A 26767-nucleotide genomic window follows, 5' to 3' on the forward strand; every position below is an offset into this window, starting at 1 on the left:
TCAACCCTTCCATACGGGCTCGCGCAGCCCGAGGTGGGAGCGCAGCGTCGCGCCCCGGTATTCCGTGCGGTAAGCGCCGCGCTCCTGGAGCAGGGGCACCACCTTCCCGACGAAGTCGTCGAGACCGCCGGGGGTGAGGTGCGGGACGAGGATGAAGCCGTCTGCGGCGTCCGCGCCTACGAACTCCGCCATCTGCTCGGCGACCGAGGCGGGGGTGCCGATGAAGGACTGGCGGGCGGTGGTCTCGATGACGGTCTGGCGGATGGAGAGCCCCTTGGCCTCGGACAGGGCCCGCCACTTCGCGGCCACCGCGAACGGGTCGGTGATCTTCACGCGCCCCTGGGCCAGCTCGGACGCCGGCTCCGGGTCGATGGCGGGCAGCGGGCCGTCCGGGTCGTACGAGGAGAGGTCCACGCCCCAGACCTGCTCCAGGGCGAGGATCGCGTTCTGCGGGGAGACCTGCTCGCGGCGGATCTCGGCGGCCTTCTCCTGCGCCTCGGCGGCGGTGTCGCCGAGTACCCAGGTGACTCCGGGCATGATCTTCAGCTCGTCGGCGTGCCGTCCGTACGCCGCGAGCCGCCCCTTCACATCGGCGTAGAAGGCGCGGCCCGCCTCCAGGGTGCCGTGCCTGGTGAAGATCACGTCGGCGGCCGACGCGGCGAACTCCCGCCCCTCGGACGAGTCCCCGGCCTGGATCACGACGGGGTGCCCCTGCGGGGAACGCGGGGAGGTGAACTCGCCCTCGATCCGGAAGTGCTCCCCGTGGTGCGCGAAGGGCCGCGGCCGGCCTTGTGGCGTCCAGGAGTCCCACAGCTCGCGCGCCGTCGCCAGGAACTCGGCGGCCCTGGTGTACCGGTCCGCTCTGTCGAGGTAGCCGCCGCGCCGGAAGTTCTCGCCCGTGAAGGCGTCCGAGGTGGTGACGACGTTCCAGGCGGCGCGGCCCCCGCTGAGGTGGTCGAGCGCGGCGAACCTGCGGGCCAGTTCGAAGGGCTCGTTGAAGGTCGCGCTGACGGTGCCCGCCAGGCCGAGCCGCTCGGTGACGGCGGCGAGCGCGCTCAGGACGGTGAGCGACTCGGGCCTCCCGACGACGTCCAGGTCGTGGATCCGCCCCTTGTGCTCGCGCGGCCGCAGCCCCTCGGCGAGGAAGAAGAAGTCGAACAGGCCGCGCTCGGCGGTGCGGGCCAGATGCTCGAAGGACGAGAAGTCGATGTGGGAGCCGGACCTCGGGTCGGACCAGACGGTGGTGCTGTTGACCCCCGGGAAGTGGGCGGCGAGATGGATCTGCCTGTGCCGCTCGGGCCGCTGTGTCATGACGGCTCCCCCACGAGCGATCCGGGCTTCCCCGCGAGCTGGGCGTAACGGTTGGCGGGCCGGGCGAGCCCCAGGTGTTCCCGGAGCGTGCTGCCCGGATAGAAGGTGCGGAACAGGCCGCGGTGCTGGAGCAGGGCGACGGTTCCGTTGACGAGCCGCTCCAGGTCGCGGCGCGGTTCGAGGGGTGTCAGATGGAAGCCGTCGACGGCTCCAGCGCGGTGCCAGCCGGCGATCAGCTCGGCCAGATCGACGGGCCCGCCCCGGTAGGCGGGCCCCTGGGCGGTGGGCAGCGGCCCTCCCCCGTGTCCCGGCTCCGCGGCGCACTCGCCGCCCCCGAGGTCGACGACGAGCGCGGCGAACACCCGCAGCGCGTCCGGGTCACGCCCGGACCGGGCCGCGAGGCCCCGCAGTTCCGCCCGCGCGGCGTCGGCCTGGAGGGCGGAGGCGGCGCGCACCAGGGCGACGTCCGCATGCCGGGCGGCGGTCTCACGGGCGGGCGGGGCCGTGGCGTCGACGACCCGCACGGGGTGGCCCTGCGGCGGCCGCGGCACGATGGAGGGGCCGCGCACCGAGAAGGTGCTCCCCTCGAAGTCGACGTGGTGCAGCTTGTCCCGGTCGATGAAGCGGCCGGTCGCCACGTCCCGTATCTCCGCGTCGTCCTCCCAGCTGTCCCAGAGCCGGGTCGCGGCGTCGGCGACGTCACCGGCCTCGCGCCACAGCTCCTCGCGGGGCGCCGCGGGGCGCCGCCCGAAGAGGCGGGCCTCGGCCTCGGTGGCCGACACGTCGACGAGCCAGCCTGCCCGGCCCCGGCTGACCCAGTCGAGGGTGGCCACGGCGGCCTGCACGTGGAACGGCTCGGTGTGCGTGGTCGTGACGGTCGGGACGAGGCCGACGCGGCCGGTGCGGGGCGCGATCCCGGCGGCCACGGCGAGCGCGTCGGGTCCGGGCCGCGCGAAGGAGTCCCCGAGCGTCACGAAGTCCAGCGCCCCGCGCTCGGCCAGCAGGGCCAACTCGGCGTAGGGGGCGGCTTCGTGGACCTCGGGCAGGTCGATGGCGGCGGCGAGGTGGAGAGGGCCACGGCCGGTAGGTGGGGTCATCGGGTACAGGAGCCTTTCTTCGGGGGCTTGAGGAGCGGGCCTCGGAGGACCTCGGAGAGGAGTAGCCCTCGGAGGGCCGAGGGCTTCAGAGGACTTTGGAGAGGAACGCGCGCGTACGTTCGTGCCGCGGGGCGTCCAGGACGTCCCCCGGGCGGCCCTGCTCGACCACGCGCCCGTCATCCATGAAGACGACGGTGTCGGCGACCTCGCGGGCGAAGCCGATCTCGTGGGTGACGACGATCATCGTGGTGCCCCGGGCGGCCACGTCCCTGATGACGTCGAGGACTTCGCCGACGAGTTCCGGGTCGAGCGCGGAGGTCGGCTCGTCGAAGAGGAGCAGCTTCGGCTCCAGGGCGAGCGCGCGGGCGATGGCCACGCGCTGCTGCTGTCCGCCGGAGAGCTGCTGAGGGTAGGCGCCCGCCTTGTCGGCGAGGCCGACCCGGGCGAGCAGGGTCTCGGCACGTGCGGCGGCCGCCTCGCGGGGGCGCTTGAGGGCGAAGACCGGGGCCTCGACGACGTTCTCCAGGACGGTCAGGTGCGGGAAGAGGCGGAAGTCCTGGAAGACGAAGCCGATCCGGGTGCGTTGTCTGAGCACGTCGCGTTCGGGCAGCTCGTACAGCTTGTCGCCCGAGCGCCGGTAGCCGATGAGCGATCCGTCGACGCTCACCCAGCCCGCGTCGGCCTTCTCCAGGTGGTTGATGGTGCGCAGGAGCGTGGACTTGCCGGATCCGGAGGGACCGAGGACGACGGTCACCTCCCCGGCCCGGACCGTCAGGTCGACGCCCTTGAGGACTTCCAGGAGGCCGAAGGACTTGCGTACGGAGTGGACTTCGACCATGGCGTTCATCGTGCGGCTCCCAGGAAGTCGAGTACGGCACGCGCGGTGGCGTCGTTCTGGCGGAAGGTGGGGCTGTTGGTGCGGGGCCGGGTGAACGCCCCGGCACCGCGTGCGTTGGTGTGCGGACCGAGCGCGAACCGGCGCGGGTGCGCCACGCCGGTGCGGTCGAGCACGCGCCCGTCGGCGGGGTCGACGGCGAGCAGCCCCGTCTCGGTGGAGGCGGCGCCCTCGGCGTGCAGGGCGCTCAGCAGCGGGTCGCGGGTGCGGGCGAGGGTGGGCTGCGGAAGCCGTGCCTCGACGAGGGCGCGGGCCTCGGTGACCTGCCCCGGCAGGGTGGGGCTGTGTGCGCGGAACACCCCTGCTTCGGCGGTCACTTGGACGTCGGCGCCGAGGAACCGCACGACTCCCGCGCGCGAGAGGGCGAGCAGCTGCCGCAGCCGGGGTCCCGGCGGCCCGGACGCGAGGAGGCTGAAGAAGCCGTGCCACCACGTCCCCGTGTCGCCGAGCCGGGTCAACTGCCCGTAGACGGAGAGGAGTCCGAGGAAGACGGCGTGGTCGGGGCTGTGCTCCGGGTCGTGCCGGCGGGCGAGGTCGGCGGCGATGTGGGCGCGCAGGGCTTCCTGGAGCGCGTCGTGCGAGGTGTGGCGCACCCCGGCCAGGGGGCGGTCGAGCGCGGCGAGGTCGAGCCGGTCGGCGGGGTCGGGCACGGCGGAGGTGACGAGGGCGTCGAGCTCGGGGCTGCCGGGCGCGCAGGCCTCGTACTTCTCGTCGAAGTCCGTCCAGGAGACCCGGGTGCGGTCGGGGTGCGCGGTGAAGAGGCGGTGGTAGTGGGCGAAGCCCAGTTCCTTGTCGATGAGCGGCCACACGTCCCGCCGGAAGTCGATGCCGCCGGGCCTCGCGAGGAGTTCGTCAACCTCTGCGGCGCCCAAGTAGCGTGGGAGCGGCGGCCGTTCGCCCGTCCAGTCGTAGCCGATCTTGGAGTGGTACGGGACGCCGCGCCGCGAGCCGACGTACAGCACGGGCTCCTTTCCCGAGGGTAGGTAGCGCTCCCCCTCGTACCGCCCGCCGCGCCCTTCGGTGAGCAGCACCATCAGGTCGACGAAGGCGAGCCCGAAGCCGCGCACGAGGACCGTTTCGCCGGGCGCGAGCCGTGACAGATCGCTGTCGGCGGTGAAGTCGGGCGGCAGGTACACGAGCCGGTTCGACTCGGCGTACGCGGCCAGAGCGGCCTCGCTGTCGTCGGGTTCGGCGTCCAGGTGCCCTTGGGCCAGGACGACCAGGTCGGCGGCGAGCGGTGTCTCGGCGCCCTCCAGCCACACCTCCTGGCGGGTGTCGGGGGCGCCGGTGACGCGCAGCGCCCTGCGGCGGTGATGGTGGACGACGGCGCCGGGCGGCAGGGCGGCCACGGCCTTCTCGTACACCCAGCGCAGATATCCGCTCTGTTCGCGGCGGCCGGCGAAGTCCCGGCCGTCGCGTCCGGCCCACTCGTGCAGCGTGGGCCCGGGTAGGACCGGCCCGGCCACCTCCACCGTCTCGTCGGTGAACATCGTGACGTCCTGGGCCTGCGAGTTCATCCACAGCAGCGGCGACTGGTCCCGCCGCCAGATGCGGCCGCCGCCCGGCGGGTACGGGTCGACGAGATGGATGTCGAGCGGTGAACCGCCCCACAGCTCGGGCGCGTTGGCCGCGATGCGCTCCAGGATCCCGGTGCCGCGAGGACCCGCGCCGACGATCACCAGCGCCGGGCGCCGCGCCGCCCCGGCCGCACTCGTCTCACACGCCCCGGCCGCACCACTCATCGCGCACGCCCCGGCCGCACGGCCCCGCGGAGCCCGCTCATCGCGCGCGCTCCGAGCCGCGCGCGTAGTGCCGCTCCACGTAGTGCTGCCCGACGCCGAGCACCGAGGTGACCACGACGTACCAGATGGTGGCGACCATGAGCAGTGGGATGACCTGGTAGGTGCGGTGGTAGACGAGCTGCACGGAGTAGAGCAGGTCCTGCACCGCGATGACGCTGACGATCGAGGTGCCTTTGAGCGTGCCGATCAGCATGTTCCCGGCGGGCGGCACGATGGACCGCATGGCCTGCGGCAGGACGATCCGCCGCAGGCGGCGCCACCGCCCGAGTCCGAGCGCCTGCGCGGCCTCGGTCTGCCCGCGGCCGACGGAGAGGATGCCGCCGCGCACCACTTCGGCGGCGTAGGCGGCCTCGTGCAGGGTGAGCCCGATGACGGCGATGGTCACGGGCCCGAGGAGGTTCACCGTCCGGACGCCGAACACCTGCGGATACAGCGCCCCGATGTTGAACCAGAAGAGCAGCTGCACCAGGATGGGCATCGACCTGAAGAACCAGACATAGCCCCAACTCACCGCCCGCAGTACGGGGTTGGCGGACAGTCTACCCATGGCCAGAAGCGTGCCGAGCGCGAAGCCGAGCACCATGACGACGGTGGTCAGCCAGAGCGTGAGCCACAGGCCCCGCAGCACGGACGCGGTGGTGAAGTAGTCGGCGACGACGTCCCATTGGAACGCGTCGTTGCGTACGACGGACTGGGCGGCGAAGGCGAGCAGCGCCAGGACGAGCACGGCGGCCGTCCACTGCCCCGCGCGGGGCCGGGGCACGATGCGCGGCGCGGCGGGGGCCGTCGCGGGGTCTTCGGGAGGAGGGGCGGTCGCGACTTTGGCGAGGATGTCGGAAGACATGCGGAAGGCTCCGTGGATACAGAAGACCGGACACGGGTGACGCCTTCACATGGACTGAGCCCCTCAGCACGATCCGCGTTCGAGATTACGGGGCGTCTCACGTGCGCTGTCAAGGGCGTCCAGGATGTGAGCGTTACGTCTCACGGCAGTTGACGCGGAAACGGATGCCTGTTCCACTTGGCCCATGCATCCGCAGCAGTGGCTGGCCACGCGCTCCCACATCGACTTCGGTCGAGTGTGGTCGGCGTCTTGTTGATGCCCTCCTGAGCTTGATGCCCTCCTGAGCCGGCCCCCTGCGCTTCACGCACCGCCAGAACCCGCTCCGTATGTGCCGGGCTTCCACTCCGCACGCGCCGAGCCGGCTTCACCGTGGCCGGGCCGCCTCTCCACTCTCTTCTCAACGCCCGCGCCGCACGGCGCCGTTGACGCCCTCGCCTTCACACGCGCACCTCACCGCCCGGTTCGTCACGGGCGGTGACACCCCTCCCCTCGTACGTTCCGCTTCTCCCTGCCCCGCCGAGCTGGAGACCGTCACGCCATGAGCACGCCCCCGCGATCCCACCCTCCCGCGCATCCACCCCGCCCCCCGCGCTCCCACCGCGTCCCGGCGGCCTTCGCCCTGATCACCGCCGTCACCCTCGCGCTGACGTCCTGCGGCTCCGGCGGCGGCAACACCGCGGACGGCGCGGCCCCCGCGGGAAGGAGCGCCAAGATCCCCACCGCCGACGTGGTGTCGTCGGTCAGGAAGGACGAGGCGGCGGCACGCCTGCTGCCCTCTTCCGTACGGGACCGGGGGACCCTGCGCATCGCGTCCTCCGTCGGCGGCACCCCGCCCGGAGCGCTCTACCTGGAGGACGGCAGAACGATCGTCGGCCAGGACATCGACTTCGCGGACGCCGTCGCCGAAGTGCTCGGGCTGAGGCTGGAGCGGGAGGCGGCGAGCTTCGAGGCCATCCTGCCGGCCCTGGGCAGCGGCAAGTACGACCTCGGCACGGGCAACTTCGGCGTGACCGAGGAGCGCCGCAGGACCATCGACTTCGTCACGTACATCAACGACGGCCAGGGCTTCGCCGTCCGCGCGGACAGCGAGCTGAAGAAGGTCACCGACCTCGGACAGCTGTGCGGCCTGAACGTGGCGACCGGCGCGGGCACCACCTTCGAGGTCACGCTGGAGGAGAACAAGCACGTCTGCGAGGAGGCGGGCAAGGAGCCGTACGCCGTGAAGACGTACGCCGAGCCCGGCGCCGTCTGGCCCGCGCTGCGGCAGGGCCGCGCCGACGTGGTCATGTCCACCATCAACGGCCTGCGCTACGCCGTACGGCAGCAGGAAGGCCTGAGGTTCCTCGGCGAGTACCGCCGCCTCGACGTCGGCTTCGCCTTCAAGAAGGGCACGAAGCTGGCACCGGCGTTCCGGGCGGCGGTGGACCGGCTGATCGAGGACGGGACGTACGACCGCATCCTGAAGAAGTGGGGCACGCGGGGATCGGCGATCGGGAAGTCCCGGATCTCCCCGCCGGAGACCAAGGGCTGACGCCTCGTCACCGGCCGTCCGCTACAGCCCGCAGTCGCAGCAGGAGCAGCACTCGCAGATGCCGCAGCACCCACCGTCGCAGTCGCAGTTGTTGCAGCAGCCCTCGCGCTTCTTACGGGACCAGGGACCTTCGTACTCGTCGGCGCAGCACACCTTGCAGGTGCAGCACAGCCCGATCGCGACGGCACACCCCGCCCAGAAGCCGCGCTTGCCGGGCTTCGGCGGCTGCGGCTCGAACGCGGGCCCACCCCCGAAACCACCAGGACCGCCCGGACCGCCCGGCCCCTGAGGCCCGCCCGGCGGCACCTCACCCCCGTACGGATTCCCGCCCCCGTAAGGATCCCCGCCCCCGTACGGATTCTGTGACCCGTACGGCCCGCCCTGCTGCGACGGCGGCGGACCGAAGCCCCCGCCCTGATGAGCCGTCACCGTATGCTCGTGACCACATGACTCGCTCCCGAACGCGCGGTCGACCGAGCGGCGCAGTTCGTGCGCGAGCAGGACGTGCGCGAGCTTGCCGTCGGTGAATTCGGCGTCCCGCAGCGCGAGCCGTATGCCGTGCAGCGCGTCGTCGGCGAGGCGGCGCGCCTCCGTTAGGGACGTGCCGGTCGCGGTGAGGGGGTTCCAGGCACCCGACGCGGCGTCAGCTTCCCTGTCCTCCACGGCGTCGAGCAGATGAGCGAGGCGGCCGAAGAGCCGTCCGGCCTCGGCGAGGGGTTCCATGTTGCCGGGGCGCCCCGCGAGCACCGCGGTGTGCGCGAAGGCAGCCGCGGTCGCGGTCTCGGTCGGCTCGGTGACCGCGAGCAGCGAGGTGCCGGGCCCGGCCAAGGCCTCGACACCCGCCTGCCGTTCGACGGCGTCGAGCAGGACCGCCGTGTCGAACCCGACGTCGGAGCCGGTCCGCGCGCCCGCCTTGTCCCAGCTCCTGGCCACGCGCCGCGCGGCGACGGCCACCGGGCGGCGCCCCAGGAGGCCGTCCCCGTCGACGACGTGGTCGCGGACCTTGGCCGAGGCGAGCACCAGCGAGACGGCGGCGGCGAGCCGCGCTCCCTCGCCCCGCGCGACGGAGGCGGTCCGCATCCCGCGCAGGGGACAGGGCCCTGCGGTGCGCCGCCGGCCGGGGGACGACGGGGCCTGAGCCTCCGTCAGGACCGAGATGATGAGCCCGTCGTAGTTGGTGACGACGCGGGCGAACTGCCCGTGGTCACCGCGCAGCGCGAGGCAGAGCCCGCACAGGTGCGCCATCCATTGGGCCTTGAGCCCGTCACCGAGGCGGTGGGTACAGGGCCTTACGATTCCGAACAAGACGACGACTCCCCCGAGCGGCCGGAAGTTGACCAACCCCGGCATCGTATCGAGGGTCGTTCACCCGTACGTACCTGCCGTCACCCGTACGCCTCGAATCATCATATTTCACTCTCCGTCAGCAACCGTACACAGTACGACCCTTGAAGTAGGGCGTGCGTCGGCGTGTTGACTCTGCACCAGTACCGTCACGAAAACCCCGCGCGGCGACTATCCACTTGGCGCACCATCCGCATCATGGACGAGCATAGGGATGCGGAACGCAGGGAAACCGCTGTGAGAGGAGGCGTCCATGGGATCGGTGCGCAAGGCGAGTGCTTGGCTTGGGCTCGTCGACGACAACAACGACGAGCGTTACTACGACGACGGCTACGAGGACGACCGGGACGAGGGGCCCGCCCGGCCGGAGGCCTGGGTCACCGACCCGGGCTCGCGGGTGGTGCCCGAGGCCGCGGAGGACCAGGATCGCCGGATCGGGACCGTGACCCCGGACAGCTTCCGGGACGCCCGCCACATCGGCGAGCTGTTCCGGGACGGCGTCCCGGTCATCATGAACCTCACGTCCATGGAGCCCGCCGACGCCAAGCGCGTGGTCGACTTCGCGGCCGGTCTCACCTTCGGTCTGCGCGGTTCGATCGAGCGCGTGGCGACGCGGGTCTTCCTGCTGACCCCCGCCGACACGCACATCGTCAGCGGTGAGGCCGCGGGCCGCCCGTCGGACGGCTTCTTCAACCAGAGCTAGGGGGCAAGGCCGCTCACCGGAACCTGCCGGGTCTCACCGGAAGGCGTCGAGACCGGTGAGCGCCTTGCCCAGAACCAGCTGATGCATCTCGACGGTGCCCTCGTAGGTGAGCACCGACTCCAGGTTCGTCGCGTGCCGCATGACGGGGTATTCCAGCGAGATCCCGTTGGCGCCCAGGATCGTCCTGGACGTGCGGCAGATCTCGATCGCTTCTCGTACGTTGTTGAGCTTGCCGAAACTGACCTGCTCGGGACGGAGCCTGCCCGCGTCCAGGCGCCGCCCGAGATGGTGGGCGAGCAGGATGCCCTTGTGCAGCTCGACCGCCATGTCGGCGAGCTTGGCCTGGGTGAGCTGGAAGCCTCCGATGGGCCGGCCGAACTGCTCGCGGGTCTTCGCGTACTCCACCGCCGCCTCGAACGACGAGCGTGCGGCGCCCATCGCACCCCAGACGATGCCGTAGCGCGCGTGGGACAGACAGCTGAGCGGGCCCTTGAGGCCGACGACCTCCGGCAGGACCGCGTCGGCGGGCAGCCGCACCTCGTCCATCACCAGCTCACTGGTGACGCTGGCCCGAAGTGACCACTTGTGCTTGATCTCGGGCGCCGAGAACCCGGCCGCGTCGGTCGGCACGACGAAGCCCCTGATGCCCTCCTCGGTCTGCGCCCAGACCACGGCCACCCCGGCCACCGACCCGTTCGTGATCCACATCTTCCGCCCGCTCAGCACCCAGTCGGTGCCGTCCCTCTTCGCGTACGTCCGCATCGACGCCGGGTCGGAGCCGTGGTCGGGCTCGGTCAGGCCGAAGCAGCCGATGATCTCGCCCGCGGCCATCCCGGGCAGCCACCGCCGCTTCTGCTCCTCGGAGCCGAAGCGGTGGACGGCGTACATCGCGAGGGAGCCCTGCACCGAGACCAGCGAGCGGATGCCGGAGTCGGCGGCCTCCAGCTCCAGGCAGGCGAGCCCGTACTGGACCGCGCTCGCGCCCGCGCAGCCGTAGCCCTCCAACGACATGCCGAGCGCCCCGAGGGAGCCCAGCTCGCGGGCCAGCTCGTGGATGCCGGGCAGCTCGCCCTTCTCGTACCAGTCGGCGATGTGCGGCAGGACCCGGTCGGCGGCCCAGCCGCGCACGGTGTCGCGGATCGCCAGGTCCTCCGGGTCGAGGAGGTCGTCGATGCCGAGGAGGTCGGCGGGGTCGAGGGGCGGCAGAGGGGTGCGGGCGCTTGGGGACATGCGGGCCTCCGGCGGCACAAAACTAGCACTGGTAGTTAGCTACGGCTCGCGCTGACGTTACGACGCAGTGTCCCGCACGTCCAGGGCCCTGAGGCGCGCTGAAAGGGCGGGCGGGGAACTTCCCGGCCGAAGGCCACCAAGACCTCAGCGGCGGGAGTCGACCCCGACCCCCGCGGGATCACGGGGCGCCGGAATACCCCGCTCGGCCCGCGCCGCAGGCGCCGCGCACTCCATGGCCCGCGGCAACCGCAGCGCCGCGAGCGCCCCGAGCAGCAGCAGCCCCGCACTGACCAGCAGAGTCACATGCAGCCCGTGCACGAAGGAGTCCCGCGCCGCGGCCCGCAGGGCGTCGCCCGCGTCACCGCCGAGCCGCGCGGCGACCTCGTACGCCTCGCCCAGCGAGTGACTGGCCGCCGCACTGTCCTCCGCGGGAACCCCCCGCACCGACGAGAGCCCCGGCGCGTACGCCGCGTTCATGACCGTGCCGAGCAGCGCGATGCCGATGCCCGCGCCCAGCTGGTACGAGGTCTCGCCGATGGCCGCGGCCCCGCCCGCCTCGGACTGCGGCGCCTCGCTCAGCATCGATTCGTACGCGCCGAAGAGCGTGGTCTCCAGGCCGAAGCCGAGCAGGACGAAGCCCGTGAGCAGCAGGGTGTCGTTGGCGTGGCCGCCCATGCCGGTGAGCACCACCACGGCGAACGCGGTGAGGCAGAACCCGGCGCAGACCATCCTGCGCGGCCCGAAGCGGTGCAGCAGCTTCGACCCGGCGAGGCCCGCGGCCATCGCGGCGATGGTGAGCGGCAGCAGCCGCAGGCCGGTCTCCAGCGGGGACAGGCCGAGGACCAGCTGCAAGTACTGCGCGGCGATCAGCTCCAGGCCCACGAGCGCGAGCATGGCGAGCACGATGCAGCCCACCGACGTGCTGAACGCGGGCCGCGCGAACATGGACAGGTCGACCAGTGGATGCTTGCGCCGCCGCTGTCTGCGGACGAAGCCGACGAGCAGGGCGGCGCCCACGGCGAGGGAGACCAGGGTGGTGGCGCCGAGCGGCGCCTCGCCGCCGCCGAGCCGCTTCACGCCGAGCACGAGCCCGAAGAGCCCGCCCGCCGCCATCAGCGCGCCGGCCACGTCCCACGGCCCGTTCTGGTCCCCGGTGGACTCGGGCAGCAGCCAGCGCCCGATCGGCAGGCTGACCAGCATCAGCGGAATGTTGATGAGGAAGACCGAGCCCCACCAGAAGTGCTCCAGGAGGAACCCGCCGAGCAGCGGCCCGACGGCCGCGCCGACCGCGGCCACCGCGCTCCAGATACCGATGGCGACGGCCCGCTCGCGCCGGTCGGGGAAGACCTGGCGCAGGATCGACAGCGTCGCGGGCATGATCATCGCGCCGCCGACGCCGAGCAGCGCCCGGGCGGCGATGAGGACCTGCGCGTTGTCGGCGAGGGCGGCGATCGCCGAGGCCACGCCGAAGAGCGCGTAGCCGAGCAGGAGGACACGTCTGCGGCCGACGCGGTCGCCCAGCGTGCCGAACAAAATGAGGAGCGAGGCGCAGACCAGTGGATAGATGTCGACGATCCACAGCAGTTCCATCGCGCCGGGTTTCAGGTCCTCGGTGACCGCGGGCACGGCGACGTGCAGGACGGTGGCGTCGACGGCGACCAGCAGCAGGCTGACGCAGAGGACGACGAGCACGAGCCAGCGGTTGGCCCCGGCACCGGCCCCGGATCCCCGACGGCCCTGCGGTGCTGCGGCCGTGGTCGTCCCGGACATGTGCGTACCTCCCAGTGATCCCTCGCGTCGGCGGCCTGCGGGATGGGGACTGGCTGCTCCGGCGGCGCAGACAAGGCGAGTGAGCCGTCAGAGTACGCGAGTTCGCTCCGGGGGCGCGTGGCGGACCTCTCATGGTTGTACGGATGCGGTGTGGTGTGCGCCACGCCCCCTCCCTCGGACCACGCCCCGGGCGGGCGTCCGGTTCCGTCCACGGCCGATAATCGACCCCGTGACCGATCTTGATCAACGCCTCTCGGCGCCCTCGGCGTCCCCGGCGGGCCACGCGCTGCGCCGCGCCGCGCCCGCCCTCCTCGTGTACGCGGGGGTGCGCGCGCTGGGTGTCGCGGTGCTCGCGGTGTGGGGCGCGGCGGCGGGCAAGAGCCCGCACACGCTGCTGGCCGCCCGCTGGGACTCGCTCTGGTACACCCGCGTCGCCGAGCACGGCTACGGCTGGGAGGTGACGCTCCCGGACGGCAGCGTGCACTCCAACCTCGCGTTCTTCCCGCTCCTGCCCTGGCTGGAGCGGCTCGTCTCGGCGGCCGGCCCGCTGTCGTACGCCGACGCGGGCCTGATGGTGAGCTGGGTCGCGTCACTCCTCGCCGCCGCGGGGATCTTCGCGGTCGCCGACCATGTGTACGGGCGCCGGGCCGGGATCTGCGCGGCCGCGCTCTGGGCGGTGCTGCCGGTCGGCATCGTGCAGTCGATGGCGTACAGCGAGTCCCTGTTCACGGCGCTGGCCGCCTGGTCGCTGTACGCGGTACTCAGGGGGCGGTGGGTCTGGGCGGGTGTGCTCGCCTCGGCCGCGGGCCTCACCCGGCCGGTGGGCGCCGCGGTGGTCGCCGCGATCTGGGTGGCGGCGGCGGTCCAGGCGTACCGGGAGCGGCGGGCCGACGGGCGCACGGTCCTCGGCGTGGTCCTGGCCCCGCTGGGCGCCGCGGGCTACGTGCTGTGGGTCGGCCACCGCACGGGCGGTGGTCTCCTCGGCTATCTCGACGTGCAGGCGGGCTGGGGCAACGGCTTCGACTTCGGCTATGCCTTCGCCCGCTTCGTCGGGGACAAGTTCACCTCCGTCCCCGGCGCCCTGGCGGGCCTCGGCCTCGTCGTCGGGGTGGTGCTGGTGGTCTGGCTGTACGTCGTCGGCGTACGACAGGGGCAACCCCTGCCGCTGCTCGTATACACCGGGATCGTCGTCGCGCTGGCGCTCTGCGCGGCGGGCTACTTCGGCTCGAAGCCGCGCCTCCTCATGCCCGCCTTCCCGCTGCTGCTGCCCCTCGCGGTGGCGCTGGCCCGGCTGCGTACGTCCAGGTCGGCGCTGGTCCTCGGGGGTGTGGCCGTGGTGAGCGCGGTGTACGGGGCGTTCTGGCTGCACGGCTCGGGGCCGCCGTGATCCCGTCATGATCATTTACATGCGCATCGGTGACCGGGCGGAGAATTCCGCACCAGGACCCGGTGAACGAATTCATAAGCGCCATAAGAATGGCATGGGAAACGATCAACGAATTGAGTAAGGCGACCCCCGGCGAATAAGGAATCCCCGGAATAAACCCCGCTCTGAGATCAATCCCACATCACATCGTCATCACAAAGCCACTGATTCGGCCTAGTGCCAGACTCACTCGCTGTAACGTCGATTGGGTGCGTACCGAACGAAACCTCACCCGTCTTGACCGGGTCTTCGCCCGGCTGGACCGTGAGCCGGAACGACCGGCCCACCTCGATGTGCCGAGGATGAGCCGGCACCGGGTCGTGCTCTTCAGCGCGACCCTGGCGTTCTACCTCGCCATCGTCGTCGCCGTGCTGACCACCTCGTGGCTGGTGCGGTTCGACTGGCAGGTCATGTTCTTCCGGCCCTACCAGCAGTGGCCGGAGATCCACGCCTTCCTCGACTACTGGGTCGTCCTCGGCCAGCGCGGCCCGACCGCCGTCATGGTCGCGGCCTGGCTCGGCTGGCGCTCCTGGCGGCAGCACACGCTGCGCCCGCTGCTGATGTTCGGCGCGTCCCTGCTCCTGCTCAACGTGACGGTCGGCGCCGCCAAGCTCGGCATGGGCCGCCTCGGCCCGCACTACGCCACCGCGATCGGCTCGAACGAGATGTGGCTCGGCGGGGATATATTCCCTTCGGGCCACACCGCCAACGCCGTCGTGACCTGGGGAATCCTGGCCTATCTGGCCTCCACTCCGCGCACCCGCCGCTATCTGTCGGCCCTCTCGGCCGTGGTCTCCCTGAGCGTCGGCCTCACCACCGTCTACCTCGGTACGCACTGGCTGAGCGACGTCTTCCTCGGCTGGGCCGCGGGGCTGCTCATCCTGCTCGCGCTGCCCTGGTTCGAGCCGCTGATCACCCGGGTCGAGGGCGTCGTCCTCGGTCTCCGCGAGAGCTGGCGCGCCCGCCGTGCCCGTCTCGCGCCCCTGCCCGAGCCCGCCGCGGCCCCCGTGGGCGTCCCCGCGATCGTGCCACCGCGCCCCGCCGCGGAGGAGACCGTACCGGCCCGCGAGACGGTGGGCGCCGTCCGCGCCGTGCGCCCCCCGGCCTATCTGGCGCCGGGCCCGCACACGGCCCGCTCCGAGCGCACCCCGGTCACCCCGGCCGGCAGCCGCCGTCCGCCGCACTCCGACCGCGTGCCGCGCGGCACCACGTCCGCCCGCCCGATGGCGGGCGGCTGACCCCACCGACAGCGGGGGCCGGTACGCACAGCCCATCCCCCGCACCGCGAAGGCCCCGGTTCCGTCGAGGAACCGGGGCCTTCGTCGTACGCGGATGCCGGGCGGACGGCCCAAGCGGTCGGGCGCTCAGCCCTTCCAGGAGCGCGTCACGAGGCCTTTCTCGACCTCGAAGTTGAGCCGCCCCGCGAGGTACTCCATGGTGATGATCGCCCCGGGCGGCAGCGACCTGACGGTGGACCAGCCGCGCTCACGCGCCTGCCGCTCGGCAGCCTCGGCCGCCAGCCCGACGTAACGGTCGGGGCTGTCCTGGGGCTCTGCGGGTGGGGTCGGGATAGGTGCCATGGCCGCCACGGTAGGCGGCGCGACACCGCCGCGGAAGGCCGGGGCCGGGCACCAAGCGTCACGGATACCTCTCCGGTCACGCTTTTGTCACAGGATCACGACGCGCGTTTCGGTCGAACTCCGTCACACGTATGGGCGGTTCCGTACGTGTAACGGTGTAATTCACGGATGACTTCGGGACGCCGAGAGGACTCCACGGCAACTGCCTGAATTGCCCGCACCGAATAGCCTCTCGCCCCCTTTACGCAGCCTCCGCATTTCGGAATCCAGGCCCCCTCCACCGGTGGTGACGGCGCATAGGGAATTCACGGTTCCGGCCCGGCGCCCCGTGCGCCGCCCGTCCGGAAGCGGCGTACGCCCCCTGTCGGAGTCGGCACCGACGCGCGCATGATGGCGTGAGCTTCGAGCGGACTTCGGCGGGCCCGGCACGCGATGGCGAAGGGGCAGGGGATGGGGACCGAGACGGTACGGGCGGTTCGGCGGCCGGGGCCGGAGCGGCGGCGCGGCCGGGTGGTGGTGGAGTGGCTGACCACCACGGACCACAAGAAGATCGGCCACCTCTACCTCATCACGTCGTTCGTCTTCTTCCTCGCCGCCGGTCTGATGGCCCTGATGATGCGGGCCGAACTGGCCCGCCCCGGACTCCAGCTGATGAGCAACGAGGAGTTCAACCAGGCCTTCACCATGCACGGCACGATCATGCTGCTGCTCTTCGCGACGCCGACGTTCGCGGGGTTCGCCAACGAGATCATGCCGCTCCAGATCGGCTCGCCGGACGTCGCCTTCCCGCGGCTGAACATGCTCTCGTACTGGCTGTTCCTCTTCGGCGGCCTCATGGTGCTCGGCTCGCTGCTCGTGCCGAGCGGTCCCGCGGCCTTCGGCTGGTTCGCGTACGCCCCGCTCAACAGTCTGGAGCGGTCTCCGGGCATCGGAGCCGACCTGTGGATCATGGGGCTCGCGCTCTCCGGTTTCGGCACGATCCTCGGCGCGGTCAACTTCCTGACGACCATCATCGGGATGCGCGCACCCGGGATGACGATGTTCCGGATGCCCATCTTCACCTGGAACGTGCTGTTCACCTCGATCCTGGTGCTGATCGCGTTCCCCGTGCTGGCCGCCGCGCTGCTCGTCCTGGAGGCGGACCGGCGCTTCCACTCGCTCGTCTTCGCCTCGGAGAACGGGGGCGCGCTGCTGTGGCAGCACCTCTTCTGGTTCTTCGGGCACCCCGAGGTGTACATCATCGCTCTGCCGTTCTTCGGCATCGTCACGGAGATCATCCCGGTCTTCAGCCGCAAACCGATGTTCGGCTATCTGCCGCTGGTCGGCGCGACGATGGCCATCACCGGCCTGTCCGTGGTCGTGTGGGCGCACCACATGTTCGCGACGGGCGCGGTCCTGCTGCCCTTCTTCTCGTTCGTGTCGTTCCTCATCGCGGTCCCGACGGGCGTGAAGTTCTTCAACTGGACGGGCACGATGCTCAGGGGCTCGCTGTCCTTCGAGACGCCGATGCTGTGGGCGGTCGGGTTCCTGGTGAGCTTCCTGTTCGGCGGCCTCACGGGCGTCATCCTGGCCTCGCCGCCGCTCGACTTCCACGTCACCGACTCGTACTTCGTCGTCGCTCACTTCCACTACGTCGTGTTCGGCACCGTCGTCTTCGCGACCTTCGGCGGCTTCTTCTTCTGGTGGCCGAAACTGACGGGCAAGATGCTCGACGAACGCCTCGGCAAGATCCAGTTCTGGACGCTCTTCGTGGGGTTCCACACCACCTTCCTCGTTCAGCACTGGCTGGGCGCCGAGGGGATGCCGCGCCGCTACGCCGACTATCTGGCAGCCGACGGCTTCACGGTCCTCAACACCGTCTCGACCATCGGGGCGTTCCTGCTCGGCCTGTCCACCCTGCCGTTCCTCTACAACGTCTGGAAGACCGCCAAGTACGGCGAGAAGGTCGAGGTCGACGACCCCTGGGGGTTCGGCCGCTCCCTGGAGTGGGCGACCTCCTGCCCGCCACCGCGCCACAACTTCCGCACACTGCCCCGGATCCGTTCCGAGTCACCGGCCTTCGACCTGCACCATCCCCAGTACGCGGCGTTCACGGAGTGGGAGACGGACCGGCCCCCCGAGGATCCGCAGACGGAACACCCCGGTCCAGGGCCCGGCTCAGGAGGTCCCGGGACTCCCTGATCCGGTCGGCGAGCCGGGCGGGCTCCAAGACCTCGAACTCGAAGCCCATGAACATCACGTGGAACACCATCACGTCCAGGCTCGGCGCTCCCGTGCGCAGCAGGCAGCTCCGCGCGGTCTCGGCCTCCAGGGTGCCGTCGCTCGGGGTGATCCGCTGGGCAGCCTCCTCCAGCGGCACGAGCAGCCGGACCACGGCCTGCGCGGCGTGCGCGCGCGTGGAGACGCCCTGCGACACGTACGAGGCCAGGTCGTCGGCCGGCGGGGTGCGCGGGGCGAAGCGCGGCCCGTGCGGCGGCCTCGGCGTGAGGCGGTCCACGCGGAACGTACGCCAGTCCTCGCGGTCCAGGTCCCACGCCACGAGGTACCAGCGGCGCTCGGTGCACACCAGCCGGTGCGGCTCGACGACGCGGCGGCTCGAACTGCCCTCATGGTCGCGGTAGTCGAAGCGCAGCCGCTCCGCGTCCCGGCAGACGCCGGCGAGTTCGGTCAGGACGGCGGGGTCCACCCCCTGCTGCCGCGGGGCGCGGAGCATGGGCACGGTGAAGGCGTTGAGGGCCCCGACGCGGCGCCGCAGCCTGCCCGGCAGCACCTGCTCCAGCTTGGTGAGCGCGCGTACGGAGGTCTCGCCGATGCCCTCGATGCCCTGCCCCGCGGCGGTACGCAGGCCCACGGCGACCGCGACCGCCTCGTCGTCGTCCAGGAGCAGCGGCGGCAGTTCGGCACCCGCGCCGAGCTGGTAGCCGCCGCCGGTGCCGGGGCTTGCGTTCACGGGATAGCCCAGCTCGCGCAGCCGGTCCACGTCACGGCGGACCGTGCGCGGTGTGACGCCGAGCCGGTCGGCGAGGTCCGCGCCGGACCAGTCGCGGTGGGCCTGCAACAGGGAGAGCAGGCGGAGCAGTCGTGCGGAGGTCTCCAGCATGGACGTGATTGTGCCCCGGCTTGAGGACAGGGACGGTCCGCGACCGGAGGCCCGGTCCCGGCGCGGACTCGTCCGCCCCTCACGGGGTGCCTGCGCCTAGACCGCGCGGACGCGGACGGCCAGGTCGTTGTCGTACGTGTAGTACGGGCCGACCTCGACCGCCCCGTGCGGGGTCTCGCGGCGCGTCACCGGATACGTGAAGATCGTCTTCTTGTCCGGGATGTCGTCCAGGAGCCGGGCCAGGCGTACCCGCGGCCCGCTCTCGCCCGCCGGGCGCAGCCACAGGTCCCAGGGTCCCGGGCCGCTGTCGGCGAGCGGCCCCTGGTGCAGCCCGAAGGTGAAGTCCGGTCCTTCGGCGGTGACTTCGGCCCGATGGACGAGGCCGGGCTCTTCGCGCCGGACGGCCTCGGCGAACGCGGCGTCGGTCAGCGCGGTGCCGTAGAGCCGGCCGTGCACATTCAGGGCCCCGTCCGCCAGGTCGAGTTCGCCCGCCTCGGCGTGCGGCGCCCGCAGCCAGCTGCGCACCGAGAGGTTGCCCTGCTTCGTCGCGTACGGGATGCGCACCGCGACATGCCCGCGGCTGCCGCTCGGCGCGCGGTCGACCAGCGAGCGCAGGTCGTTCACGCCCGGCATAAGACGGCGCGGCTCACCGCCCGCCACCTGCGCGTACGCGTTCCAGCGGCCCTCGGGCAGCTCGACGCTGCTGGGCAGCGCGGCCCGCAGCCGCCCGTCGGCCGACGGGGAGAGCGGCAGCCGGACGTAGTCCTCGGCGGATTCGGCGTCGCGGCGGCGCAGCAGCAGATGGGCCGCGTCCGTCTCGGTCCCGCCGGGGTCCGTCACGTCGAAGGTGAGGCCCCCGGCGGAGTCGGCGACACAGTCGGCGCGCGGAGCCGAGGACGCCTGCCGGTCGTCCCCGGTGTCCGACGCGGGCTGCGAGGTGGCCGAGGCCGTCATGCGGTCGATCCCTTCGTCTCTACGCGTCCGAGATCCCGCACCGCGTACGCACCGCCGAGCAGCGCGCCGCGGGTGCGGTGCAGGGTGCCGCGCACGCGGCCCCCGAGCGAACTCCCGCGGGTGAGCATCCCGGAGAACATCGCGTCGTACCGCTCGGCGATGCGGACCGGGTCGAAGCGCTCGGAGTCGTGGAGCGCGGCGTCCGCCATCCGGTGCCGGAGCGAGTCGTTGTTGATCAGTTCGAGCAGTCCGCCGGCGATGGCGTCGGGGTTGCCGACCTCGACGAGGCGGCCGTCGACGCCGTTGTCGATGATCTCCCCCGGGCCGTGCGGGCAGTCGGTGGCGACGACGGGCAGCCCGCAGCGCATCGCCTCGACGATCGTCATGCCGAAGGACTCCAGGCTGGAGGTGACGGCGGCGATGGAGCCCTTGGCCCACTCGGGCTCGATGGGGTGGGCGGGGCCCATGAGGAAGACGTGATTGTAGAGACCGAGTTCGTCGATCAGGGCGCGCAGCTTCTCCTTCTGCCTGCCGCTGCCGTAGATCCGCAGCCGCCAGTCGGGGCGCTCGCGCCGCACCTTGTCGAACGCCCTGATCAGCAGGTCGTACCGCTTGACCGGCGCGAGCCTGCCGGCTGCGACGACCCACTTGTGGGAGCCGTCGGCGGGCTCTATGCCGGGCGCGGGTACGGGGTTGGGCAACGCCTGCACATGGACGCCGGGCAGCCGCATCTTGCGGGAGTAGGCGCGCGCGTCGGCCTCGGTCGTCGTGGTGAGGACGTCGAGGCGGGGGTAGACGCTGCGCAGCTGGCGGCGGAGTTCCTTGGAGTGGCTGTCCAGTGTCAGGTGCTCCTGGCCGACGCGCAGGGGGCCGCGCGCGGTCTGGCGGGCGACGTGCACGTTGAGCCCGGGACGGGTGCCGACGACGACGTCCGCGTCGAGCGCCGCGAGGTGGGCGGCGATACGCCGGTCGGTGAGGGCGCTGTACTGGTGGTAGCGGCCCTCGGCGCTCGGAAAGGTCCTGGCCCGGCGCAGATGCTCGGGGTCCTCGCCCTCGTAGCCCGGCGTGCCCTTGCGCGTGTCCACGAGGTGGCTCAGACGCACGCGCTGGTCAGGCGCGAACACCGGCTCGTCGCGGTGCCGGAACACGGAGACGATCTCGACGTCGTGCTGCTGGGCCAGTGTGTTCGCCAGGTTGTACGTCGTCCGGATCGTCCCTCCGATCCCGTACGCGTTGTGTATCAGGAAAGAGATGTGCATGCGTCCCCGTATCCCGCGTTTCCGTGCGGACAGTCCCCCTCGTCCGCCTACCGCAGGGTTAGACGGGGATTCCTGGCCAAAGGTTGGGTGTCATCACCATCCTGTTTTGGAAGAGATACGCGATCGAAAGCCAGAACGGGAACTTTTCCGCGCCCTCGGGCATCAAGGCTGGTAGGCGAGCTGGGGCACGTCGAAGCAGTTGTCGGTCATATCTCCCCCTTGGGTGACCCAGCCCTTCCCGTCCCGCCAGCGGGCCACCGACACACACGTCCTGCGGCTCCCCGGAGGTTCGGCCCGCTCCTCGAAGGTGACGGGAAGCAGCAGCCCGCGCGCCGAGTACGGCTCATTCCGGTTCATGAAGGCGTCCACGCACGCGCGCGTGACGTCTCCGTCCCCGCGCAGGCAGGAGGTCGCCGCGTCGGTGAACCACATGGCGGCGGCCCACCCCTCCAGCTGCCATTGGGAGAGCGCCTTCCCCTTGCCCGCGTCCATGGCGTCCGCGTCCATGGCGGCGCGGAACTCGCGTACCGCCGGGTGCCCGGTGTCCTCGTAGTTCCTGCTCGACCCGGTGGCCCACAGGGCGTTGCGGCAGCGCGGTGCGTCCTTGTAGTCGTCGCCGACGGCCGAGGTCCAGTTCTGTACGTGGGTGACCTTGGCGGTGACCTCGGCCCCGACGGCGTCCATCGCCTCGCACAGCTGGGCGTTGCCGTGCACGTCCAGCGCGTCGAAGACCAGGTCGGCGCCCTGCTCCTTCATGTCGGCGGCCGCGGCGCGGAAGTTGGGCAGCGCGAAGTCGACCTGCTCGGTGACCACCTTGTAGCCCTCCGCCTTCAGGCCCCGGGTGACGAGCCGGGCGTACGCGGCGGACGCGGCCTGGTTGTAGGAGACGACGGCGGCGGTCCGCGCGCCCTGCTCCCGCTTGAAGTAGCGGTAGACCTCGGTGCCGCCGTAGAGCTTGCCGTCCCAGCCCGGCTTCCCGTTCCGCGGGGCGAGGCTGCCGTAGATCCCGTACAGGTGCGGATACGTGTCGTACGCGGCCCCGATCGGCTGCCCGCCGATGTCGGGCACGCGCGCGCGGGAGACCCGGGAGGCTCCCGCGTAGTCCAGGGAGGCGGTGGCGACGAGCGCGACGACCTCGTCCTGCTCGACGAGGTCGCGCACGCAGTCGTTGTTGCCGACGCCGCTGCCGCCGTCGTCGCAGGTACGCACCTCCACCCGGCGTCCCTGGAGGCCACCGCGCGCGTTCAGACGGTCGAAGTAGGCCTTGGCCCCGTCGCGCGGCCCGGTGAACGCGGCGCCGCCGACCGGGCTGGTCGCGCTGGTGATGATGCCGACCCTGACCGGCGCTCCGCCGGTGGTGGCGGGTGCCGTGCCGCGCCGTTCGAAGTCGCTCTCGGGCAGCCGGCTCCCGCAGGCCGCGCTCGCCGCGCCCGCCACCAGGAGCGCGGCGACGAGCAGTGCCTCAGCAGCCCGGACCGGGCGACGCATTCCCGCTCAGCTTCACCAGCGCGCAGAGGGTCTTGACGGACACCTTCCAGGTGTCGTCCTGGTTGACGGCCGTTCCGGAGGCGTCGGGCAGCGCGGTGGCGCCCTTCAGGGTCAGCGCGTACGTGACGTCGGCCTCATCGGCCGCGGTGAACTCGACCTCGCCGACCTTCGCGGCGACCTGCTTGCCGCGCTCGTCGCCGCTGAAGCCTTCGAGGACGGCACGCATCTTGGGCCCGTTCTCCAGGACGGCTTCCTTGTCCTTCAGCGGGACCTCGGGGTCGAAGAACCTCTCCCAGTTCTTCCGCACTTCCTTCTCCGCGGCCGCCGGGTCTGCGGGCGCGGTGGCGCTGTCGTCCGCGGGCTCGGAGGACTTCTCCGTGGCGGACTTCTCCACGGAGGGCTCGGGCGGCGTACCGCTGTCCCCACCCCCGCTGTCGTCACCACAGGACACGGCGGCCGCAGCGAGCAGTACGAACGCGGCGGCCGCCAGCGCCGCGCCGCGCGCCCTGCCCCGCTCGCCGCGCACCCTTTCCCGCTCGCCGCGCACCCTTTCCCGCTTGGGGCTGCTCCCGAGAACCATCTGGCTCACCACCGGTGTCGGTCCGGGCCCTCACGGCCCGGAGCTTTCAGGGTCGGCTTCCAGAGGGCATAGTGCAATCGATCGGCCGACATGGACAGAGCGCCGACGTGACTGACGTGACCGACGACGTGTCCCGGGGGGCCTCGATGCGGACGGCTCAGACAGCTCAGGCGGCGGACGCGTCCCACCCGCCCCGGCCCCGGACCGCGCATCCCGTCCTGTGGGCGGCCCTTGCGGCGCTCGCGGGCGGCGCGGTGCTCTGCGTGCTCGGCTGGTACGGCGTCTCCGGAGAGCGTTTCGCCGAGCGGCAGTTGCCCTATCTCGCCTCCTGCACGGTGCCGGGCGCCGCCCTGATCGTCGCGGGCGCGGTCCTGCTCACGCACGGCAGAAGCGCCCTGGCGGCGGCGCGCGTGGAGGAGTTGTACGGCCTTCTCGTGGCGGCCGAACCCGCCATGTCCCCCGAGCGGTTGCGGGCCCCCGTGGCGTCGAGCGACGAACTCCTCACGGTCCCCGGCGGCACCCTGTGGCACCGCGCGGACTGCCCCCTGGCCGCGGACCGGCCGGAGGCGGCGCCCGCGGACGCCGTGATCCTGGCGCGGGGCACGCTCGCCCCCTGCCCCATCTGCGAACCCCCGCGCCCCGCAACACCCTCCGAGCCGCCCACCACCGGCCCGCCGACCGCCCCTGAGCCCGCCCCGGAGCGATGACCCGGTGGCGTCCCTGAGCTACGACCTCACGCTGGCCGGGCTCTCGGTCGGCGGCGCCGCCGCCCTCACCGGCATCGGCCTGATCGTCACGTACCGCGCGACGGGCGTCCTCAACTTCGCACACGGCGCGATCGCCATGGTCTGCGCGTACGTCCTGCGCCACCTGACAGTCGACTGGCACTGGCCCCTCCCGCTCGCCGCGGTCCTCACGCTGCTCGTCGTCGCACCCGGCATCGGCCTGCTCCTGGACCGCGCGGTCTTCCGCCCCCTGTCCGTCCTCGGCGGCGACCCCGCGCAGACCCTGGTCGCCTCGATCGGCGTTTTCGTGCTGCTCGTCGGCGGGGCGGCCCTCGTCTGGGGGCCGGGCGCCCGCGCCGACGCGCCCACGCTCGGATCCGCCGACCCATGGGTCCCGCTGGGCGCGGCCGTCGCCCTCGCCGCGGCCGTCGGGGCGGTCACCCGCTGGACCCGCTTCGGCGGCGAGCTGCGGGCGGTCGTCGACAACCGCGGGCTCGCCGTGCTCTTCGGCGTGGACGCGGACCGGGTGGCCGCGGCGGGCTGGGCCTTCGGTTCCTTCACGGCCGGCCTCACCGGCGTACTCCTCGCCCCTTTCGTACGACTCGACCCGTACGGCATGCCGCTGCTGGTGATGGAGGTGGTGGCCGTCGCCGTGGTGGCCGGGATGCGCAGCCTGCCCGTCGCCGTCGCGGTGGCGCTCGGCCTGGGGGTGGCCCAGAGCCAGCTGACGCGCCTGCACCCGTCGGGCCGGCTGGAGCAGCTCGTCCAGACCGCCGGGGCGAACCTCTTCGTGATCGCCCTCCTCGTCGCGGCACTGGTCCTGCCGGGCATCGGCTCCCGGGCCGCGCTGCCCCGCACGGCGACGGCCCGCGTGCCGACACCGCCGGGCGCCTGGATCGTGGCGGCGGTTCTCTTCCTCATCCCGCTCGGGTTCGCGGGCACGGACCTGACGACGTCCGTTCAGGTACCGGCGCTCGCGGTGATCCTCCTGTCCCTCGTGATCGTCACGGGCCGCGGCGGCCAGATCTCCCTCGGCCAGGCGGCGTACGCGGGTCTGGGGGCCCTCTTCACCGCCCTGCTGGCGGCGGGCCGCTTCCCCGGCCTGCCCGAGCTCCCGCACCTGGCGGCGCTGGCCGTGGCGGTCCTCCTCGTCGCGCCGCTCGGCCTGCTCACCGGCTGGCCCGCGATCAGCCGCCACGGCCTGGCGCTGGCCCTCGCGACGTTCGCGGTCGGCGTGGGCGTCAGCCGCTTCGTGTTCACGCAGCCGTACGCGACGTCCGGGCTGGCCCTCGACCGTCCTGCGGGCTTCGGCGGGGACCGCGCGTACTACGTCCTGGAACTGGCGCTTCTCGCCGGGGCGCTGCTCCTGGTCACCGCACTGCGCCGGGGCCGTACGGGCCGCGCGCTCGCGGCGATGCGGGACCACGAGGCTGGGGCGGCGGCCGCGGGGGTGCCCGTACGCGCCCTGAAACTCACGGCGTTCGTCACCGGGGCCGCGCTGGCCGGGCTGGGCGGCGGCATGCTGGCGATGGGGCAGCGGGCGTTCGACTCCGGGGCGTACGACCCCGTGCGCGGGCTCCTCTGGTTCGCGGCGGTGGTGGTCCTCGGGTCGGACAGCGTCCTCGGGGCGCTGGCCGCGGCGGCGCTGCTGATCGGTCTGGACGCGGGCACGGAGGGCGGGGTCGCCGCGGCGGTGATCGGGATCCTCGCGGTGCTGATCGGCCGCTTTCCCGGCGGCCCCTACGAGGCCCTCCGCACCCTCAAGCGCCCCCAACGCCGCCCGAGCCCCACTCCCCTGGGCACCGCAACCCGCAAAGCCCTGCACCCCCCGAAACCCCCCTCTCCCACCCACCCGCCCGTTCACCCCGCACCACCCCCCACCCGAACAAACCCACACCCAGACCCCCCACCCACACACCCCGAGCCCCAAACCCCAGACACAGACGCCCCGCAGCCACGCCCCCAGCCCTCCGGGACAACCCCAGACACGAACGCCCCGCACCGGCACCCCCCGACCACAGGCACAACCCGAGACACAGACACCCCGCAGCCGCACGGCCGCACCACAGGCACGACCCCAGACACCCACAACCCGCAGCCGCACCCCCCAGCCGAAGGGATACCCCCAGCCACAGAAAACCCGCAGCCACGCCCCCGGGCCTCCGGGACAACCCCAGACACACACAACCCGCAGCCGCACCACCGGGCCGAGGGGACGTGGGGGTATCTGCGAGCGGAGCACAGTGGAACCAACTGGCCGAGCCCAACAACCAACGGGCGCCGGCACCAAGATGGCGAGCACGCAGATACCCCCGCGGCCCCGCCCCCACGACGCACGGAAGCGCCCCCCGCCAACCCGTCACCACGCCCACGACGACGCCCGCGCACGGGAGCCACCCCCGCACACACCCCCCTGACAGCCCACCACCTCACCCTCACCTACAACGGCTTCACCGCTCTCGACGACGTCACCCTCACCGTGCCCCGCGGACACATCACCGCGGTCATCGGCCCCAACGGCGCCGGCAAAAGCACCCTCTTCCACTGCCTCGCCGGCACCCTCCGCCCCGACTCAGGACGGATCACCCTCGGCCCCCGCGACATCACGGGGCTCCCCGCCCACGCCCGCACCCGCACCGGCATGGCCCGCACCTTCCAGCAACTGGCGGTCTTCCCGTCGCTGACGATCGCGGAGAACGTCCAGGTCGGCGCGGACCGGGCACCGGCCCCCACCCCCCGTGCGGCCGACCAGGCCCTCCGCCTCCTGGACCTGACGGCACTCCGCGCCCGCCCCGCCGCCGGCCTCTCCACCGGCGCCCTGCGCCGCACGGAACTGGCGAGGGCCCTCGCGAGCGCCCCCCACACCCTCCTCCTGGACGAACCCGCCGCCGGCCTGGACACGGCCGAAGTGACCGCCCTGGCCACCCTGCTGCACGCCCTCGCGGCCGACGGCATGGCGCTCCTCGTGGTCGAACACGACCTCGACCTGGTCGCGGGCCTCGCCGACACCGTGCACTCCATGAAGGCCGGCCGCATCATCGCCTCGGGCCCGGCCGACCAAGTACTGCACAGGGCACCGGATGACGAAAAGCACCAGAAGACGAAGGGCACCGGAAAATGAAGGGCAT

The 26767-nt window shown here is 72.3% G+C and carries 21 protein-coding genes; 7 read left to right on the forward strand and 14 right to left on the reverse strand.

Features of this window, described 5'->3' with window-relative positions; genetic code table 11:
• The 5 genes from CP975_RS07115 to CP975_RS07135 all read right to left on the reverse strand — a co-directional run bounded on the left by CP975_RS07115 (position 1) and on the right by CP975_RS07135 (position 5949).
• Positions 1-1311 carry an NtaA/DmoA family FMN-dependent monooxygenase gene (locus CP975_RS07115; protein ID WP_055528272.1) on the reverse strand — a complete coding sequence of 437 codons (1311 nt, stop codon included), beginning with the start codon at positions 1309-1311 and terminating at the stop codon, positions 1-3.
• A complete protein-coding gene (locus tag CP975_RS07120; protein ID WP_055528273.1) occupies positions 1308-2408 on the reverse strand; it encodes an LLM class flavin-dependent oxidoreductase in 1101 nt (366 codons plus the stop codon). The genes CP975_RS07115 and CP975_RS07120 overlap by 4 nt, the downstream gene beginning before the upstream one ends.
• Before the next feature lie 85 nt (positions 2409-2493).
• Entirely contained in the window at positions 2494-3255 is a 762-nt protein-coding gene (locus CP975_RS07125; protein ID WP_055528275.1) for an amino acid ABC transporter ATP-binding protein, read from the reverse strand.
• A complete protein-coding gene (locus tag CP975_RS07130; protein WP_055528277.1) occupies positions 3252-5045 on the reverse strand; it encodes an FAD/NAD(P)-binding protein in 1794 nt (597 codons plus the stop codon). The genes CP975_RS07125 and CP975_RS07130 overlap by 4 nt, the downstream gene beginning before the upstream one ends.
• A gap of 37 nt (positions 5046-5082) precedes the next feature.
• Entirely contained in the window at positions 5083-5949 is an 867-nt protein-coding gene (locus tag CP975_RS07135) for an amino acid ABC transporter permease (protein ID WP_150476680.1), read from the reverse strand.
• A 538-nt stretch (positions 5950-6487) separates the two neighbouring features.
• On the opposite strand from CP975_RS07135, the gene CP975_RS07140 reads away from it, so the two are divergent.
• Positions 6488-7480 carry an ABC transporter substrate-binding protein gene (locus tag CP975_RS07140; RefSeq protein WP_150476681.1) on the forward strand — a complete coding sequence of 331 codons (993 nt, stop codon included), beginning with the start codon at positions 6488-6490 and terminating at the stop codon, positions 7478-7480.
• 21 nt (positions 7481-7501) lie between these two features.
• Here CP975_RS07140 and CP975_RS07145 read toward each other — a convergent pair whose 3' ends face one another.
• Complete coding sequence (locus tag CP975_RS07145; RefSeq protein WP_208835543.1) at positions 7502-8785, reverse strand: DUF5685 family protein; 1284 nt, start codon at positions 8783-8785, stop codon at positions 7502-7504.
• A 292-nt stretch (positions 8786-9077) separates the two neighbouring features.
• Here CP975_RS07145 and CP975_RS07150 point away from each other — a divergent pair, with 292 nt between their 5' ends.
• Complete coding sequence (locus tag CP975_RS07150; protein WP_055528076.1) at positions 9078-9527, forward strand: cell division protein SepF; 450 nt, start codon at positions 9078-9080, stop codon at positions 9525-9527.
• A gap of 33 nt (positions 9528-9560) precedes the next feature.
• On the opposite strand, the gene CP975_RS07155 is transcribed toward CP975_RS07150, so the two are convergent.
• Together CP975_RS07155 and CP975_RS07160 are read right to left on the reverse strand one after the other, a co-directional pair.
• Complete coding sequence (locus tag CP975_RS07155; protein WP_055528077.1) at positions 9561-10757, reverse strand: acyl-CoA dehydrogenase family protein; 1197 nt, start codon at positions 10755-10757, stop codon at positions 9561-9563.
• 144 nt (positions 10758-10901) lie between these two features.
• Positions 10902-12527, reverse strand: a complete 1626-nt coding sequence (locus tag CP975_RS07160) for an MFS transporter (RefSeq protein WP_055528079.1) — start codon at positions 12525-12527, stop codon at positions 10902-10904.
• 229 nt (positions 12528-12756) lie between these two features.
• Between CP975_RS07160 and CP975_RS07165 the strand changes: the two genes are divergently transcribed.
• Both CP975_RS07165 and CP975_RS07170 read left to right on the forward strand, forming a co-directional pair.
• Entirely contained in the window at positions 12757-13914 is a 1158-nt protein-coding gene (locus tag CP975_RS07165) for a mannosyltransferase family protein (protein WP_055528080.1), read from the forward strand.
• A 248-nt stretch (positions 13915-14162) separates the two neighbouring features.
• A complete protein-coding gene (locus CP975_RS07170) occupies positions 14163-15191 on the forward strand; it encodes a phosphatase PAP2 family protein (protein WP_055528081.1) in 1029 nt (342 codons plus the stop codon).
• A gap of 126 nt (positions 15192-15317) precedes the next feature.
• Here the strand turns inward: CP975_RS07170 and CP975_RS07175 are convergent, their stop codons facing one another.
• Positions 15318-15533 carry an I78 family peptidase inhibitor gene (locus CP975_RS07175; protein ID WP_055528088.1) on the reverse strand — a complete coding sequence of 72 codons (216 nt, stop codon included), beginning with the start codon at positions 15531-15533 and terminating at the stop codon, positions 15318-15320.
• Positions 15534-15983: 450 nt separating this feature from the next.
• Between CP975_RS07175 and ctaD the strand changes: the two genes are divergently transcribed.
• Positions 15984-17714, forward strand: coding sequence for an aa3-type cytochrome oxidase subunit I (ctaD, locus tag CP975_RS07180; protein WP_055528082.1), 1731 nt, complete (start codon positions 15984-15986; stop codon positions 17712-17714).
• Here the strand turns inward: ctaD and CP975_RS07185 are convergent.
• The 5 genes from CP975_RS07185 to CP975_RS07205 all read right to left on the reverse strand — a co-directional run bounded on the left by CP975_RS07185 (position 17623) and on the right by CP975_RS07205 (position 22914).
• Positions 17623-18633, reverse strand: a complete 1011-nt coding sequence (locus CP975_RS07185; protein ID WP_055528083.1) for a helix-turn-helix transcriptional regulator — start codon at positions 18631-18633, stop codon at positions 17623-17625. The two genes, ctaD and CP975_RS07185, sit on opposite strands and share 92 nt — an antisense overlap.
• Before the next feature lie 96 nt (positions 18634-18729).
• Positions 18730-19587 carry a hypothetical protein gene (locus CP975_RS07190; protein WP_055528084.1) on the reverse strand — a complete coding sequence of 286 codons (858 nt, stop codon included), beginning with the start codon at positions 19585-19587 and terminating at the stop codon, positions 18730-18732.
• A complete protein-coding gene (locus tag CP975_RS07195; protein WP_055528086.1) occupies positions 19584-20846 on the reverse strand; it encodes a glycosyltransferase family 4 protein in 1263 nt (420 codons plus the stop codon). The genes CP975_RS07190 and CP975_RS07195 overlap by 4 nt, the downstream gene beginning before the upstream one ends.
• Positions 20847-21008: 162 nt before the next feature.
• Entirely contained in the window at positions 21009-22334 is a 1326-nt protein-coding gene (locus CP975_RS07200; RefSeq protein ID WP_055528087.1) for an ABC transporter substrate-binding protein, read from the reverse strand.
• Complete coding sequence (locus tag CP975_RS07205; RefSeq protein ID WP_246201424.1) at positions 22309-22914, reverse strand: MTB12 C-terminal domain-containing protein; 606 nt, start codon at positions 22912-22914, stop codon at positions 22309-22311. Before CP975_RS07205 ends, CP975_RS07200 begins: the two co-directional genes overlap by 26 nt.
• A 146-nt stretch (positions 22915-23060) precedes the next feature.
• On the opposite strand from CP975_RS07205, the gene CP975_RS07210 reads away from it, so the two are divergent.
• Together CP975_RS07210 and CP975_RS07215 are read left to right on the forward strand one after the other, a co-directional pair.
• The gene (locus CP975_RS07210; protein ID WP_055528090.1) at positions 23061-23621 is read left to right on the forward strand and encodes a hypothetical protein; all 561 of its coding nucleotides are present in this window, start codon (positions 23061-23063) and stop codon (positions 23619-23621) included.
• 4 nt (positions 23622-23625) lie between these two features.
• Complete coding sequence (locus CP975_RS07215) at positions 23626-26760, forward strand: ABC transporter permease subunit (protein WP_150476683.1); 3135 nt, start codon at positions 23626-23628, stop codon at positions 26758-26760.
• Positions 26761-26767 lie beyond the last annotated feature (7 nt).

This window comes from Streptomyces alboniger, assembly GCF_008704395.1.
In the GTDB taxonomy this organism is placed as follows: domain Bacteria; phylum Actinomycetota; class Actinomycetes; order Streptomycetales; family Streptomycetaceae; genus Streptomyces; species Streptomyces alboniger.

Coding starts and splice junctions, on each gene's coding strand:
- CP975_RS07160 (WP_055528079.1), bottom strand. CDS start 12,527: ATGTCCGGGACGACCACGGCCGCAGCACCGCAGGGCCGTCGGGGATCC.
- CP975_RS07115 (WP_055528272.1), bottom strand. CDS start 1,311: ATGACACAGCGGCCCGAGCGGCACAGGCAGATCCATCTCGCCGCCCAC.
- CP975_RS07120 (WP_055528273.1), bottom strand. CDS start 2,408: ATGACCCCACCTACCGGCCGTGGCCCTCTCCACCTCGCCGCCGCCATC.
- CP975_RS07195 (WP_055528086.1), bottom strand. CDS start 20,846: ATGCACATCTCTTTCCTGATACACAACGCGTACGGGATCGGAGGGACG.
- CP975_RS07135 (WP_150476680.1), bottom strand. CDS start 5,949: ATGTCTTCCGACATCCTCGCCAAAGTCGCGACCGCCCCTCCTCCCGAA.
- CP975_RS07130 (WP_055528277.1), bottom strand. CDS start 5,045: ATGAGTGGTGCGGCCGGGGCGTGTGAGACGAGTGCGGCCGGGGCGGCG.
- CP975_RS07190 (WP_055528084.1), bottom strand. CDS start 19,587: ATGACGGCCTCGGCCACCTCGCAGCCCGCGTCGGACACCGGGGACGAC.
- CP975_RS07205 (WP_246201424.1), bottom strand. CDS start 22,914: ATGGTTCTCGGGAGCAGCCCCAAGCGGGAAAGGGTGCGCGGCGAGCGG.
- CP975_RS07210 (WP_055528090.1), top strand. CDS start 23,061: ATGCGGACGGCTCAGACAGCTCAGGCGGCGGACGCGTCCCACCCGCCC.
- CP975_RS07200 (WP_055528087.1), bottom strand. CDS start 22,334: ATGCGTCGCCCGGTCCGGGCTGCTGAGGCACTGCTCGTCGCCGCGCTC.
- CP975_RS07175 (WP_055528088.1), bottom strand. CDS start 15,533: ATGGCACCTATCCCGACCCCACCCGCAGAGCCCCAGGACAGCCCCGAC.
- CP975_RS07140 (WP_150476681.1), top strand. CDS start 6,488: ATGAGCACGCCCCCGCGATCCCACCCTCCCGCGCATCCACCCCGCCCC.
- CP975_RS07125 (WP_055528275.1), bottom strand. CDS start 3,255: ATGAACGCCATGGTCGAAGTCCACTCCGTACGCAAGTCCTTCGGCCTC.
- CP975_RS07150 (WP_055528076.1), top strand. CDS start 9,078: ATGGGATCGGTGCGCAAGGCGAGTGCTTGGCTTGGGCTCGTCGACGAC.
- ctaD (WP_055528082.1), top strand. CDS start 15,984: ATGGGGACCGAGACGGTACGGGCGGTTCGGCGGCCGGGGCCGGAGCGG.
- CP975_RS07185 (WP_055528083.1), bottom strand. CDS start 18,633: ATGCTGGAGACCTCCGCACGACTGCTCCGCCTGCTCTCCCTGTTGCAG.
- CP975_RS07155 (WP_055528077.1), bottom strand. CDS start 10,757: ATGTCCCCAAGCGCCCGCACCCCTCTGCCGCCCCTCGACCCCGCCGAC.